The following is a 13881-nucleotide window of genomic DNA, read 5'->3' as shown; positions in this document are numbered from 1 at the left end:
GTCTTATTTATAAAGTGGACACCCCCCCGGGGGGGGGGGGGGGGCGCCAGAAAGGTTTGTCGCGCGGAAAAAAGGGCGTGCCCCCCCCCGCGCCCCCCCCCCCCCCCCCCCCCTCCCACAAGGTACAGGTACGCCTTAACAATTCATGTCATGTGCGATCAACCATCCTTGAACAGGAAGCTGTAGGCATTGAGTGCCGGTACGCCGCCCAGGTGTGCGTAAAGCACTTTCGAGCCCTCGGGGAATTCGCCGTTGCGGACCATGTCGATCATGCCGTGCATGGATTTGCCTTCGTAGACCGGGTCGGTCAGCACGCCTTCCAGACGGGCGCAGGTGCGGATTGCATCCAGAGTGCCTTCGTTTGGCAGGCCGTATTCCGGGTACGCATAACGAGTATCGAGGACTACGTCATCGGCGGTGATTTCACGGCCCAGCTCCACCAGTTTTGCGGTGTTCTGAGCAATGCGCAGCACTTGCTCGCGGGTCTGATCCGGTTTTGCCGAGGCATCGATACCGATCACCCGCTGAGCACGGCCATCGGCAGCGAAACCGACCACCATCCCGGCGTGGGTACTGCCGGTGACCGAGCAGACGACGATGTAATCGAACTTGAAGCCCAGTTCTTCTTCCTGTTGGCGCACTTCATCGGCAAACCGCACGAAGCCCAGGCCGCCATAAGGGTGTTCCGAGCAGCCTGCCGGAATCGGGAACGGCTTGCCGCCACTCTCGACCACATCGGCCATGGCTTTTTCCCAGCTCGGGCGGATACCGATATCAAAGCCTGCCGAATCCAGACGCACATCAGCTCCCATGATGCGGGACATCTCGATATTGCCCACACGGTCGTACACCGCATCGGAGTAGTTCACCCAGTTCTCCTGGACCAGCACGCACTTCATGCCCAGGTGAGCGGCGACGGCTGCTACCTGACGAGTCTGGTTCGACTGGATACCGCCGATGGACACCAGGGTGTCATAACCGCCTTCGATGGCTTCGGGGATGAGGTATTCAAGCTTGCGCGTCTTGTTCCCGCCAAATGCCAGACCGCTGTTGCAGTCTTCGCGCTTGGCATACAGCTCGACCTTGCCGCCCAGATGCTCGCTGAGACGCTTGAGCGGAGTGATAGGCGAAGGGCCGAATGTCAGGGGATAGCGCTTGAATTTGGTCAGGTTCATATCGAGTCTCCAATGAGAGGAATCATTAACGTGCTGCGATGGGACCTATCATAGAAAATCGATCAATAATCGTGGTTGCAAAGAATTGTCTATTTAGGAAATTAAAGTTAGTCTCTGGAAATTGAAAATTAATTTTATTTCTAGAAAGTCCATATGAAAGCAATAAATGAACGAGGCAAAAAGCCGGACGCCGATATCACGCCGCTGCTCGACAGGATCGACCGGGCCATCCTCAAGACGTTGCAGCGTGATGCGTCCATTTCCAACGTGGCGCTGGCCGAAAAGGTCAAACTGAGCCCGCCGGCCTGCCTGAGGCGTGTCGAGCGGCTCAAGGACGCGGGTGTCATAAAAGGCGTGGTGGCGCTGCTCAACGGCGAAGCGCTGGAAGCGGGGATGGTGGTACTGATCGGCGTGGTACTGGATCGCTCGACCCCGGACTCATTCGCCCAGTTCGAGGAGGCTGCGCAGAAGGTTTCCGGCTGCATGGAGTTTCATGTGGTGACCGGGGAGTTCGACTATTTCATGTTGCTGCGCACCAAAGACAGCCAGAGCTTCAACCGGCTGCACGCCGAGCAACTGCTTTATCTGCCGGGCGTCAGGCAGATCCGCTCCTTCATGGGCTTGCGTCAGGTGCTTTCAACCACCCAGATCCCCATGTAGGCACGGTCAGGAGGGCGACATGAAATGATCCTGCAGGTAGTTCTTCACCAGATGCCGGGTCGCCGCCAGTATTTCTTCTACCTGTGAGTCCATCGAGGCCTTGGACGGGGTCTGTTCTTCCAGCTTCTCCAGCTCGAAAAAGTGCAGCTTGTGCCCGCACACCGAACCCAGCCAGGACAGATGCGCCCGATGGCTGGCTTCCACATCCAGCAGATGGCAGGTCTTGGGGATTGAACTCAGCAAGCCATTGGCTTCGCAGCTCGAAGGTTTTTGCGCACTGAAGGCCCGGTTTTCAGCATCGAGCCATTCCTCTTCCAGTTGGGTCGATTGCTTGATGACCAGATAAGCCACCTGTTCCCAGTCACTGATTTCGGTATTGAGTGTGTCGATGATGTATTGAGGCAGGTTTGCATTGGAAACGATGATGACGCCCGTCTCTTGAGAGGTCGGTTTCAACCATTGCGCTCGTTGCGAATCAGTGTGCATGACAGCCCCTTGTTGTTGGTGCAGCGATCAATAATCGGGTTTCGTGATGCAACACTCACGCCACAAGTCGGGAAGGGGGAGTTGCTCGCTTGAACCCCTGATACAAAAACGATACTGTGCGTTTGTAGGACAATCTCACTCAAGCGCCTGTATTTACTCGGCCGGCGCGGGCTCGATCTGGAGGTCGGGGCAGGGACTTTCAGAGCAGTTAACGGAATAACACTATGACGCCGATCATCGAAGCCCTTTCAAAACGCCCGTTTGCCGAGTGCTCTCTGGTTTCAGCATGCAACGCTGAGTTTCCTCGCCATACCCATGAAGAATATGTGATCAGCGCCAATCTTTCCGGTCGCGAACGTATCTGGTATGACGGCCGCTCTCAGGAAGTGCTGCCCGGTCAGGTCACCCTCTATAACCCGATGACGGTCCAGTCTTCCCGATTCTGCTCGGCAGGTGCCAGGTTCATCAGTGTTCACCTGGATGCCGCTCACGTGGCGTCGGTCTTTGGCGATACCCAGGGGCCGCTGTTTGACGAAGGCGCGTTCATCGACGGTGCCCTGTTCAAGGCCATCGCTGCGCTGCACGCGGCCAATGACTCTTCCCGCCGCGAAGAGGCACCTTATGAACTGTTGGCCGAACTCTCCAGGTTTCGGGATCAAGGCAGCGTTATCGTCGAACTTGATGTGGTTTCCCGAGTTGTGGAATTCATGCTCGACAACCTTTACGAAGACATCGACCTGCAAGATATCAGTGCCATGGCAGGGCTCTCGAAGTTTCATCTGGTGCGCAGTTTCAAGATGGTGAAGTCTCTGGCGCCTATGCAGTTCCTGAAGCAGCTCAGGCTGATCGAAGTGCGCAAGAGACTTCGCCGGGGCGATGCGGCGGCAAGGGTTGCCACTGAACTGTACTTTTATGACCAGGGCCACATGTGCAATTCGTTCCGCCGGGTGATGGGCATATCCCCTAATCGCTATGCATCAATGTTCAATAACGGGCTGCGCACTGACGAACTCCATATAGCCTGAAATGACGACGTACAGGGTGAAGTAGGCAAATATCAGCGCCGATGCGATGTAGGTCCATCTGAGCATCTTTTCACCCAGCAGCTGGCCACCGTGGTAGGCCAGGGTACACAGCACCAGTGCCCAGAAAATACCTGCGCTGAAAAAGCCCGAGAGGAAGAGAACCGAGCTGTTCAGGTCCACGCCCTGTTTGGCGATGATTGCGCCGCCTACCGCAGCAAACCACAGGATCGCGCTGGGCGAGGACATTGCGAGAAAGATGCCCTTGGAGAAAAGCGCGAAATTCGTGTTGCCCCACTGCATTTCCGATCCGCTGACCCCAGCCTTGACCCGCATGGCGCTGGCAACCATCTTGAAGCACAGGTAAGCCAGTACCGCCGAGCCACCCAGCCATAGCGCCCAGCGAACCGCCTCGTACTGAAGCAGCACCGCCATGCCCGCCAGAGCGAGAATGGCGTAGACCAGGTCGCCGATGCAGGTGCCTACGCCCAGCCAGACGCCCTGTCTGAACCCGCGCTGCATCGACAATGTGATCATGGCCATGTTGGCCAGACCGATCTCCAGGCACAGTGAAAGGCTCAATAGAAAGCCGTTGTAAAACTCCACTTATGTGTTCTCCAGCAAGGACTGTTCATAGAAAAGGGTGGTTTCACAGACGGGCAGCCCGAACAGCAGATCCGCGCCTTGGGCAAGGTGGGCGCCATAGTTTTTCAGGAAGCCGTCGAAAGCCTGGATATCATCGGACATGACTGCGGTGAGCAGCGTGCGGGTGATATGGGCCATGGCCTGCGGGAACGCTTCGGAGTCTATGGCGATGGTGCCCGGTTTGAGCACCGACAAGACGCCGGCTTCTTCCAGCATTTTCAGTTGGACGTAAGCGGCGCCAGCGTCCGGGAACTGCTCTGGCCCGCGCCGCAGGTAACGGAACAGCTCCAGCACATAGAGCCGCATCATCATGACCGGGTCCAGTTCAAGCCTTTCAGCAATCGCCGGGTCCATTGCCAACATGAAACCAAACACATCGGCCACGGTTTCCTGGGCAATCATCGAGCCCCAGCGGTCATGGCGACTCAGCTTTCGGTAATCGGTGTTCTTGAGCACGATCGAGTGGCCAAGGTCATGCCCGCGGAACCAGCCGATCAGGTAACGCTCGGCGTCCTGTTCTGCCGGCAGATCAGCATCCGCCCAGCCAAAGATACCCTTCTGCTCCAGCGCGATTTGCCGGTAGAGGTTCAGGTACGTGTTGGCGAACACCACCGTGCGCTTGAACGGCGCGTATTTGATGCCCTGATCTTCGGGCATGAAATAAGCGAAGTGCTTGGGGAAGGTATCGGCCTCACCGGCAATCGCACACAGATCGATGATCTTGTAAGAACAGGCTGGCAACCGTTGAAGTTCGACGTCAAAACGCTCGGAAAGCCTGGCCACGCTGCTCTCGAAGTGATGGTCGATCACATCCGAGACCGCCTGGAGCTTCTGGTTCGGCGTTCCGAAAAATGCCGAAAACCCTGTTTCCCGTGACTTGCCCAGCCATGTCGACAGCGGCCCGACGTAACCCACCAGTTCATTCTCATTCAGTGCTGCCAGCGCGGGGCCGGCATTTTCGAGAGCCATGCACCCCATCAGCCCTTCTGCAAGCAGGCCCATGGCTTGTCTTGAAGCTTCATCCGTCAGTTGGCCGGAGGCGGTCGCCAGATGATTGGCAATCGACAGCACGATGTTTTTCACCAGCACTGAGTCTTTGCTGCCAGCGCGTTCGAGCTCCCGGATGGCATTGGCCATTCGAGTGATGTTTTTCAAGGAGTCGAGCAGTTCGGGTGGGAACGTGTCGGGCTTGGCAAGCTGGACGGATCGGATCAGGTGCTGTTTTCGCCTAGGCCAGAAAATGCTGTTCATGATGGCTCCCGGTGGATGAGGGGGCCAATCAAAGCAGTCGGGACGGAGCGGGTATTGGAAATAATTGCTGTTGTGTGACAGTCGTGAATGTGGGCAAAACGTTGTGAGTCGGCGCGGGTCAGATGATTCTGAAGCATAGGGTCATACGATTGACTGTAGCCTGTGATTCAATAAGCGCCGTTTTGTTTTTCTATTTGTTCAAGGATATTGATTGTGGCTGCTGGAAGCTTGCTGACCCTGCTCGATGACATTGCAACCCTGCTCGACGATGTGGCACTGGCCACCAAAAAGACGGCGGGTGTGCTGGGCGATGACCTGGCCCTCAATGCGCAACAAGTCACGGGCGTCTCGGCCGACCGGGAGTTGCCGGTAGTGTGGGCGGTGGCCAAGGGCTCATTGCTCAACAAGGCGATTCTGGTGCCTGCCGCATTGCTTATCAGCGCCTTTGCGCCATGGGCGATCCTGCCTTTGCTGATGATCGGCGGTGCCTACCTGTGTTTCGAGGGGGCTGAAAAGATTGTCCACAAATGGCTGCATTCCGATGCAGGTCAAGAACACGAAGAGCGTAAACAGGCTGCTGGCGATGCATCAGTGGACATGGTTGCGTTCGAGAAGGAACGGATCAAAGGCGCCATCCGCACGGACTTCATCCTTTCGGCAGAAATCATCGTCCTGGCACTGGGCGTGGTTTCAAGCCGGCCGTTCCTTGATCAGGTTGGCGTACTGGTGATAGTCGCGGTGCTGATTACAGTCGGCGTATATGGTTTGGTGGCCGGTATCGTGAAACTCGACGACCTGGGCCTGCACCTGAAAAAGAGCGCCAGCTCTGCCTCGCAAAGCATAGGCAATGGCTTGCTCTGGCTGGCTCCGGTCTTGATGAAAGCGCTGTCTATCCTTGGCACCGCCGCCATGTTCATGGTCGGCGGCGGCATTCTGGTGCATGGCTTGCCGTTCGCTCATCACTGGGTCGAGGGCATCACCGAAAGCGCGGCCAGTGCTGTCGGCGGTTTCTCCATCGTAGTCCCGACCCTGATGGATGCCATTGCCGGAATCATTGCCGGTGCGGCACTGGTGGTCGTGGTGACGCTGGCGGGTAAGGTGTGGAAGTCGGCAAGGGGTTGAGCTGATTGTTGCCTGGCTCAAGTGATGCCTGAAGTGCTGGTCGTCCATAGAAGAACAGGGCGGTCAGCAGCATCGTGAGCCATACCAGAATCCCGGACCAGAAGGTGTGGGACATGAAGTGCCAGCCTTGCAGGACGCGGGTCGTGCCATACACCATGCCCAGCAGCAGAACCCAGCCCAACAGCTTGCGAGCATGTCGCCAGCGGTAGCGGCGGGCGACGAAGTACAGCGCCAACAGGGTAAAACCGCTTGAGGCGTGACCACCGGGCCAGCAGCGTCCTTTTCCGGCTTCATGCAGCAGGTTGAAGTTCTCGAACCATTCTTTCTTTTCCTGAGTGCCGCCATACAGGGTTGTTTCGACCGGGCAGTAAACACTGGTGTGGCTTTTGAAGTAATGAACCATGCCAGTGGTTATCGCGAAGGCAACGACAACGAAGATAAAGTCACGGCGGTGACGGGCAAGAAACTTGAGTACCCTGGCGATACGAAGTCTTTCCAGAGTGGCAATCAGGCGCTGATGTTTGTCGGCCTTGAACCTGGGCCATACAAATGAAAGCAATGCTCCGATGATTGCCAGCTCACCTGTCCAGTCCGGAATGATCCGTGGCCAGCGATGTGTCAGGTTTTCAAAAAGCCTGTCGTGCTGGAACGGGAATACCTGGGTAACAGGGTCGTACAACAGATTGCTGAGGGTGACATCCAGTTCGGTCAGGTCGAAGACGACAAAGACCAGAGCCGCCAGCAATAAAGGTATGCCGACATTCATCAAGTAGAAGCGATTTTTTAGAGTATTCACGCGGCCGGATTTCCTGATGGCTTATGGATGTTGCGGCATGACGGACTTCCAGTCCTGGGCATCGAGAAAGCCCAGAATCCTGGTGCTGTGATCTTTGGGGTTAACAGCCATGAACAGGGCGCTGCCATAGTCGGGCACGGTGCGTGCCGAAACTTTCAGCGACTTCTCCAGTTGGTTGAAGCACTCGCTGTGAGTGACCAGCACCATGTTTCGTTGGTCGACTTTGTGCTGCTGCAAGTCTTCCAGCATCGTGTGGCGACAGTTGCCCAACCAGTCCTGAGGAATGCTTGCGCCTTTGAACGCAAAGCCTGCGGTCTGGGCCGTACGCAGCAGAGGGCTGTTGAAAATGTCCGTGTGGCTCAGATCAAGGGCTCTGAACGAATTGCCCAGTTCCTGTGCTACTAACTGACCTTTACGGGTAATGCCGTCGGGTGGTCCAAGACAGGGATTGGTCGAGTGATCGCAACGCTCTGCATGGCGCACCAGAATGACCAGATCACCTTCGGCCCAGTGGGCAAGCACGCCGGCCTTGCGCAGGTTGTGGCCCAGTGAGAGATCGAGTGGGCCAGAGGGCGTCAACAGCGAGGTGCCCAGCCATATAGCGGCCAGCATCAGCGGCAGTAGCCACAGCGCTTTTGGGTAATGGGTAAGGTTTCTGTAGCCAGCGTGACTGGCAATGGCCAACTGGTCGTAGAGCGATTGGGTATTCAAGGCTGGTCGCCGTCACAAGGGGAGGACTGGACCGCAGAGTAGGGCGCGACAGGTCAATGACCGGTCAACGAGATGTGAAAAAACAATTGAGAAAGAGGGTGTTCAGTACTGGCGAGGCGGCACCGCAGTGCAACCTCGCCCGATGCGGCCTGTGATCAGAAGAACACTTTGACCAGAAGGCTTGCAGTGTTCTGGTCGGTATCAAAGGATGAAGTGTCCTTGATGCCGTACTTGTTGCTCCAGTAGTCGTATTCGATACCGACGTAGAGTTGTTTCTCAGGGAAGTTCAACGCCTTGCCCAGGTCGTACTTGATCTGTGGGTTGATGTGCAGGTTGGCGTGGTAGGTGCCACGGGCGTTCTTGTCGTTATCCACGACCCAGTCGATGAAGCCGTCGACCACCACATCGGATTTGCCCATTGGAATGGTGTAGGACCATACCGGCGTGATCTGCCATACGCCGTCGCCCGGACGATTGCCTTCGGTCTGGCGCTGGTAGAAGTTCAACTGGAAGTAATCGAAGCCCGGGATGTTCAGGTCAAAGCCTGGACCGATCAGGTACGACTCGTTATCGCCTTCTCCGAACTCATAAGTGGCGGCCAGCAGCACGTCCGAGATAGGCCCCAGCTCAAACTTCTGGCCGAAGATCTTGCCCATCGACAGGCGTGGCGAGAACTCACCGTAGTAAGTGTTCGGGCCGCTGTTCGCGTCTTTCTTGCCGTTGTAGAAGATCTTGTCGACGAAGAAGAAGTTGTCGCCGTATTTCCAGCCATCCGCATGTTCGAAGGTAAAGGTCTGTTGTATTTCCGGGTTGACCGTGAAGTCCCGACCGTTGAGGTAGGTCAGGCTGTTGGTCTGCCATTGCAACAGATCGCCGGCCATGGCCGAGCCTGCGGCCAGCAGACTACCGGCCAGTAACAGGCTGGAAAAAGTACGGTTCATGCGGTTGCTCCCTTGAGGTTAGATAGCTGTTCTTGAGGTGGGCGTTCTGTTTGTGACGCCTTTGCTCTGGTTGTAATAAATTGTCTACGTGGTCAGCTTCGTGATTTAGCAAAAGCTGAGCCAACCCTGTGAAAAAGCCACGCGGATACCTGAAACACTCGGCAATGGCCGGTTTCCGATGATTTTTACGGGATGCAGGACCTGACTGAACGGACAATTTCAGTTCAGGCCTGGCAATTGGCGGCTTGTAAAGCGGCGGCGGAGAATACTGGGTGGCGAGTGCCAGCTCAAGTGCTCCAGAGCGGAGCATGACAGGCGAAAGTGGGGCGTTTTTCCTCTTGAGGTCACAAATCACTTTGTGGGAGGCAGCTTGCTGGCGACTTCAGCGTACGACGCAGAATATCTGCCAGTTTCAGGCTTTTTTCGCCAGCAAGCTGCCTCCCACAAGTGTTGTTTGTGCCTTAACTGATCGGCATTAACCTGTGCGGATTCATCCGCGAAGAGTGTTCAATGAACACTGGCCCCTTGATCGATCCATGCGCCCACAAGATCCCGTTCCTCCTGGGTCATCTGGGTGATGTTGCCCAAAGGCATGATCGGTGTGGTGATGGCCTGGGCCTTGATGCGCGGGGCCAGTAGCTGGATCTGCTCGGGCGTATCGAACATCACGCCCGCAGGCGCGGCGCTGAACAGGTTGCTGGTGGGGTTGGCCGAATGGCAAACGGTGCAACGTTGCTGGATGACCTCATGAACCCTGGCGAACTCTATCCCTGCAACCTTGGCGGTTTCAGCCGGTGCGGGCGCAGCAACCGGTTCGGGGCGTTTTTCGTCGGCCCTGTAGCCGCCCACGGCTGTGCCGGGAAGTGGCTGATACTCGATTTTTGCCGCCGCATCATGAGCCTTCTGCGGTTGCGCGGGGCCGGTGACGTAGGCCAGACAAATCATGCCCAGCGCCGCGAACGGCAAGGTCCAGAAGAATCTGTGGCTGTCATGTCGGGTATTGAAGTAATGGCGTACCAGCACCGCCAGCAAGGCAATCACCGCCAGGATCAGCCAGTTGTACTGGCTGCCATAGGTGCTGGGAAAGTGGTTGCTGATCATGATGAACAGCACCGGCAGGGTGAAGTAGTTGTTGTGCCGTGAACGCAGCAGGCCTTTGGCGGGCAGAGCCGGGTCCGGCGTACGGTTCTCGGCGATGGCCGCTACCAGTGCGCGCTGGGCCGGCATGATGATGCGGAACACGTTGCCGACCATGATGGTGCCCATGATGGCGCCCACATGCAGATACGCTCCACGCCCGCTGAACACCTGGCTCAAGGCGAAGGCCGCCGCGACCAGCAGCACGAACAGGATCACACCCAGCAGCGCAGGGCGTTTACCCAGTGCCGAGTCGCACAGAAAGCTGTACACGAACCAGCCGACAAACAGTGAACCAAGGCCGATATGCACACCCGCCGCAGGCGAAAGGCTGCTGCCTGGAGCCAGCAGATAAAGTGTCGGGTTGGCGTAGAACACCACGCACAGCAGAGCAACCCCGGACAGCCAGGTCGAATAGGCTTCCCATTTGAACCAGTGCAGGTTCTCGGGCATGGTCGGCGGCGCGAGCTTGTACTTTTCCAGGTGGTAGATGCCGCCACCGTGGATGGCCCACAAGTCACCCGACAAACCGTCACGCGGGTTTGAGCGATTGAGGTTGTTTTCCAGCCAGACAAAGTAGAAAGAGGCGCCGATCCACGCCACGCCCACAATCATGTGAATCCAGCGCACGCCCAGATTCAGCCATTCCATCAGATGTGCCAGCACGGTATTTCCTTTTGCCTGGGGGGCCAGGCCTTCCTATTGGTTTGGATCGAGCACCATCAACTGGCTCTCTTCAAAAAAATGCTCATCGCAGTTATTGCCGGTTCCACTGCGATCAACCACCAGGAAGTCATCCCGCTTTTCGATCGTCAGCACCGGATGGTGCCAGACGCCGCGATGGTAATTCACACCCTGCCTGCCGTTGGAAACGAAGGCACGGGTCAGCTCTGGCTCAGGTACATCGCCAAGTGGCGCGACCACGATCAGAAAAGGGTTGCCGAGCAGCGGTATGAAAGCCTGGCTGCCCAGCGGGTGGCGCTCCAGCATGGCAATGGTCAACGGCATCTCCAGTGCTTCGGCGCGGAAGATGCTGATGATTGCCTTGTCATCTGGCGTGGCGGTTTCCACCTCGGCCAGACGATGAAAGCGCTGTGTCGAGCCGTTGTTGATCATGAAGTGAGCGCTGCCGTCGGTTTCGATCACATCACCGAACGGGGCAAAGGCTTCTTTGGTCAACGGCTCGATAATCAGTTTGCGCATTACAGTCTCTCTGGGCCTGTAGGAGCGACTTCAGTCGCGAAGGGCCATCGCCGATTCGCGAATGAATTCGCTCCTACGGGAGGGTGTGTTTATTTGGTTATTTTGCCCAATACTCGCAAGCGACTCACGCCGCCATCGGGAAATACATTCAGACGGATATGGGTGATCGGGCCGATAGCCTTGATCTGCTCGGCGAAGTCATGTTCGGCGTGCATGCTCAGTTTCTGGCTGGGCAGCAGTTCGCGCCAGAACAGGCTTTGGGTTTCGATCTGGCTGTCGGTGCCGCCTTTGACGAAGGCGCCCTGGATCGAGCAACTGTCCGGGTAGTTGCCTTTGAAGTGCAGTGTATCGACGATGACTCTTTCCACTTCGCCCGGATGCCCCAGCGCGACGATGACCCAGTCATTGCCCGGCGTGCGGCGGCGGGCGGTTTCCCAGCCGTCGCCCATGTTCACACCGCGACCAGGGTTCAGAATGTTGCTCATGCTGCCGTAGTGCTCGTCGGAGCAGGCAATGGCGCGACCGCCATTAAGCGCTGCGACCAGATCGATCTGCTCGCTATCGCTGACTTCGGACCAGTCACGGAAGGGGATGCCGTGCACACGCAGACGTGCCACGCCGCCATCGGGGTAGATATTGAAACGCAGGTGACTGAACGCTTGATCGTTGCTGATGGCGTGGTAGTGATGGCTATTGCCTTGCAGCTCTACCGACGGCAGCACTTCAACCCATTGAGTGTTTTCATCAGGGTCGCCCGATGCCAGGAAGCAGGCTTCCAGAGAGGCGGAAGGCGGGAAGTTGCCGGTAAAGAACGAGGTGTCGATATCCACGCCCTTGATGGTGCCTGCCACGCCCAGGCGGATCACCGCGCTGTCGTAACCTTCAAAGCGTTTGCGCCGCGATTCCCAGCCGTCCATCCATTTGCCGTTGTCATCGAACACGCCTTCTTTCCAGACCGCAGGGGTCGGCTGGAACAGGCGGTTGGCATCGGCGAACCAGTCATCGGTGACTGACAGGACTTTGGTCCCCAGGCGTGCGTCGGCCAGATTGACGAACTTCTCGAACGGTGCGGCGTAAACTTTCATTCTTTTTGTCTGCCTTTCTCGATGGGCTTGGAAGGAATGGGCTAGGTAGTGTCTACAGGGTCAGCAAGCGAAACAGGGCAATCTTGTTGATCTCGGCCAGCGCGCAGGCGAACTCGGCTTCTGCCGAGTGATGGATACGCTGCTCGAAGGCCGCCAGGATCTTGTGCCGGTCGCTTCCCTTGACCGCCATGATGAACGGGAAGCCGAACCTGGCCTTGTAGGCCTGATTCAACTCGGTAAAACGCTGGAACTCCTCGGCTGTGCATTGATGAATGCCGGCACCGGCCTGTTCGCTGGTGCTGGCTTCGGTCAGTTCACCCTGGATGGCGGCTTTGCCTGCCAGATCCGGGTGAGCGTTGATCAGCGCCAGTTGCCGCTCATGATCGGCGTTGAGCAGGATTTCGCTCATGCGCGCATGCAGGCTTTCGACCTGATCCAGCTCAGGGCTCACGCCCAGTTCATAGGTCTTTTCAGCGACCCATGGCGAGTGTTCGTAGATATCGGCAAAGGCTGCAATGAACGCTTCACGGCTCAGAGACGAGGGCTTCAGTGTCTGGAACTGGCTCATTGCGCGGCCTTGAAAGGATGTTGAGTGTGCCAGTGGCGAGCGATATCGACACGGCGGGTAAACCAGACCTGTTCGTGGCTCTTGGCGTACTCGATGAAGCGCTTGAGTGCAGCGAGACGGGCAGGGCGACCGATCAGGCGGCAATGCAGGCCGATGGAAAGCATTTTCGGGGCCTCTGCACCTTCGGCGTAAAGCACGTCGAAAGCATCCTTGAGGTACTGGAAAAACTGCTCGCCATTGTTGAAGCCCTGCACCTGAGTGAAGCGCATGTCATTGGTGTCCAGCGTGTAGGGAATCACCAGATGCGGCTTTCCTGTCGGGTTGTTCGGCTCCCAGTAGGGCAGGTCGTCGTCGTAGGTGTCGCAATCGTAGAGAAAGCCGCCTTCCTCCATCACCAGGCGACGGGTATTGGGGCCGGTGCGGCCGGTGTACCAGCCCAGCGGGCGTTCGCCGGTGATTTCGGTCAGGATGCGAATGGCCTGGAGCATGTGCTCGCGCTCCTGGGCTTCATCCATATTCTGGTAGTCGATCCAGCGATAGCCGTGGCTGCAGATTTCATGACCGTCAGCGACCATGGCGCGGATCACGTCCGGGTGACGCTGGGCAGCCATGGCCACGGCAAAGATGGTCAGCGGGATATCGAATTGCCTGAACAGCTTGAGAATGCGCCACACACCGGCACGGCTGCCGTATTCGTACAGCGACTCCATGCTCATGTTGCGCTGGCCTTGCAGCGGTTGCGCCGCGACCATCTCGGACAGGAAGGCTTCGGATTCCTTGTCGCCATGCAGAATGTTGCGCTCGCCACCTTCTTCGTAATTGAGGACGAAGGAGAGGGCGATACGCGCATTGCCGGGCCAATGAGGATGGGGAGGATTGCTGCCGTAACCGATCAGGTCGCGTGGATAGTCAGCGCTCACTGCAAGCTTCCTTTAGGTGCGTGAAATCTGGTGCGGTACAAGCCCTGTGGCAGAAAACCGCGCTGCGCCGATTGTATACAAAATAATATCAACTTTGTAACCCATAAAATTTCGCACGCTAGCGCTTTGAGTCATGCAATAAACTTGCCTGAGTGGTCA

The 13881-nt window shown here is 57.2% G+C and carries 15 protein-coding genes; 3 read left to right on the top strand and 12 right to left on the bottom strand.

Annotated elements, in window-relative coordinates:
• Positions 1-158 precede the first annotated feature (158 nt).
• Entirely contained in the window at positions 159-1175 is a 1017-nt protein-coding gene (locus tag Q6A51_RS25260; protein ID WP_201007384.1) for a 1-aminocyclopropane-1-carboxylate deaminase, read from the bottom strand.
• A gap of 153 nt (positions 1176-1328) precedes the next feature.
• Here Q6A51_RS25260 and Q6A51_RS25255 point away from each other — a divergent pair, with 153 nt between their 5' ends.
• Complete coding sequence (locus tag Q6A51_RS25255) at positions 1329-1835, top strand: Lrp/AsnC family transcriptional regulator (RefSeq protein ID WP_201007386.1); 507 nt, start codon at positions 1329-1331, stop codon at positions 1833-1835.
• A gap of 6 nt (positions 1836-1841) precedes the next feature.
• Here the strand turns inward: Q6A51_RS25255 and Q6A51_RS25250 are convergent, their stop codons facing one another.
• The gene (locus Q6A51_RS25250; protein WP_201019981.1) at positions 1842-2321 is read right to left on the bottom strand and encodes a transketolase; all 480 of its coding nucleotides are present in this window, start codon (positions 2319-2321) and stop codon (positions 1842-1844) included.
• Between the two features lie 224 nt (positions 2322-2545).
• On the opposite strand from Q6A51_RS25250, the gene Q6A51_RS25245 reads away from it, so the two are divergent.
• Complete coding sequence (locus Q6A51_RS25245; protein ID WP_201019980.1) at positions 2546-3346, top strand: AraC family transcriptional regulator; 801 nt, start codon at positions 2546-2548, stop codon at positions 3344-3346.
• On the opposite strand, the gene Q6A51_RS25240 is transcribed toward Q6A51_RS25245, so the two are convergent.
• A complete protein-coding gene (locus tag Q6A51_RS25240) occupies positions 3299-3949 on the bottom strand; it encodes a LysE family translocator (RefSeq protein ID WP_201019979.1) in 651 nt (216 codons plus the stop codon). The two genes, Q6A51_RS25245 and Q6A51_RS25240, sit on opposite strands and share 48 nt — an antisense overlap.
• A complete protein-coding gene (locus tag Q6A51_RS25235; protein ID WP_304575997.1) occupies positions 3950-5239 on the bottom strand; it encodes a hypothetical protein in 1290 nt (429 codons plus the stop codon).
• 213 nt (positions 5240-5452) lie between these two features.
• On the opposite strand from Q6A51_RS25235, the gene Q6A51_RS25230 reads away from it, so the two are divergent.
• A complete protein-coding gene (locus Q6A51_RS25230) occupies positions 5453-6361 on the top strand; it encodes a DUF808 domain-containing protein (protein WP_304575996.1) in 909 nt (302 codons plus the stop codon).
• Here Q6A51_RS25230 and Q6A51_RS25225 read toward each other — a convergent pair.
• The 8 genes from Q6A51_RS25225 to puuE all read right to left on the bottom strand — a co-directional run bounded on the left by Q6A51_RS25225 (position 6291) and on the right by puuE (position 13722).
• On the bottom strand, positions 6291-7157 hold the full coding sequence (locus Q6A51_RS25225; protein WP_304575995.1) for a phosphatase PAP2 family protein: 867 nt from the start codon (positions 7155-7157) through the stop codon (positions 6291-6293). The genes Q6A51_RS25230 and Q6A51_RS25225 overlap by 71 nt on opposite strands.
• 21 nt (positions 7158-7178) lie before the next feature.
• Positions 7179-7868 (bottom strand): lipopolysaccharide core heptose(II)-phosphate phosphatase PmrG, encoded by a 690-nt coding sequence (gene pmrG / locus Q6A51_RS25220; RefSeq protein ID WP_304575994.1) that lies wholly within the window; start codon positions 7866-7868, stop codon positions 7179-7181.
• 155 nt (positions 7869-8023) lie between these two features.
• Positions 8024-8809 carry an outer membrane protein OmpK gene (locus Q6A51_RS25215; RefSeq protein ID WP_304575993.1) on the bottom strand — a complete coding sequence of 262 codons (786 nt, stop codon included), beginning with the start codon at positions 8807-8809 and terminating at the stop codon, positions 8024-8026.
• 507 nt (positions 8810-9316) lie between these two features.
• The gene (locus tag Q6A51_RS25210) at positions 9317-10612 is read right to left on the bottom strand and encodes a urate hydroxylase PuuD (protein WP_304575992.1); all 1296 of its coding nucleotides are present in this window, start codon (positions 10610-10612) and stop codon (positions 9317-9319) included.
• Positions 10613-10645: 33 nt separating this feature from the next.
• Positions 10646-11149 (bottom strand): ureidoglycolate lyase, encoded by a 504-nt coding sequence (locus Q6A51_RS25205; protein WP_304575991.1) that lies wholly within the window; start codon positions 11147-11149, stop codon positions 10646-10648.
• 89 nt (positions 11150-11238) lie between these two features.
• Complete coding sequence (gene alc / locus Q6A51_RS25200; protein ID WP_304575990.1) at positions 11239-12234, bottom strand: allantoicase; 996 nt, start codon at positions 12232-12234, stop codon at positions 11239-11241.
• 52 nt (positions 12235-12286) lie between these two features.
• Positions 12287-12802 (bottom strand): 2-oxo-4-hydroxy-4-carboxy-5-ureidoimidazoline decarboxylase, encoded by a 516-nt coding sequence (gene uraD, locus Q6A51_RS25195; RefSeq protein ID WP_201019971.1) that lies wholly within the window; start codon positions 12800-12802, stop codon positions 12287-12289.
• Positions 12799-13722, bottom strand: a complete 924-nt coding sequence (gene puuE / locus Q6A51_RS25190; protein WP_201019970.1) for an allantoinase PuuE — start codon at positions 13720-13722, stop codon at positions 12799-12801. Before puuE ends, uraD begins: the two co-directional genes overlap by 4 nt.
• Between the last annotated feature and the right edge of the window lie 159 nt (positions 13723-13881).

The sequence above is a fragment of the Pseudomonas serbiensis genome, from assembly GCF_030580745.1.
In the GTDB taxonomy this organism is placed as follows: Bacteria; Pseudomonadota; Gammaproteobacteria; order Pseudomonadales; family Pseudomonadaceae; genus Aquipseudomonas; species Aquipseudomonas serbiensis.
Note: the sequence above shows the minus strand (reverse complement) of the source record. Positions and strands in the feature narration are given on the sequence as shown.

Bases quoted from the DNA above. Each gene is read 5' to 3' on its own strand.
- Q6A51_RS25260 (WP_201007384.1), bottom strand. From the start codon at position 1,175: ATGAACCTGACCAAATTCAAGCGCTATCCCCTGACATTCGGCCCTTCG.
- Q6A51_RS25255 (WP_201007386.1), top strand. From the start codon at position 1,329: ATGAAAGCAATAAATGAACGAGGCAAAAAGCCGGACGCCGATATCACG.
- Q6A51_RS25250 (WP_201019981.1), bottom strand. From the start codon at position 2,321: ATGCACACTGATTCGCAACGAGCGCAATGGTTGAAACCGACCTCTCAA.
- Q6A51_RS25245 (WP_201019980.1), top strand. From the start codon at position 2,546: ATGACGCCGATCATCGAAGCCCTTTCAAAACGCCCGTTTGCCGAGTGC.
- Q6A51_RS25235 (WP_304575997.1), bottom strand. From the start codon at position 5,239: ATGAACAGCATTTTCTGGCCTAGGCGAAAACAGCACCTGATCCGATCC.
- Q6A51_RS25215 (WP_304575993.1), bottom strand. From the start codon at position 8,809: ATGAACCGTACTTTTTCCAGCCTGTTACTGGCCGGTAGTCTGCTGGCC.
- Q6A51_RS25205 (WP_304575991.1), bottom strand. From the start codon at position 11,149: ATGCGCAAACTGATTATCGAGCCGTTGACCAAAGAAGCCTTTGCCCCG.
- alc (WP_304575990.1), bottom strand. From the start codon at position 12,234: ATGAAAGTTTACGCCGCACCGTTCGAGAAGTTCGTCAATCTGGCCGAC.
- uraD (WP_201019971.1), bottom strand. From the start codon at position 12,802: ATGAGCCAGTTCCAGACACTGAAGCCCTCGTCTCTGAGCCGTGAAGCG.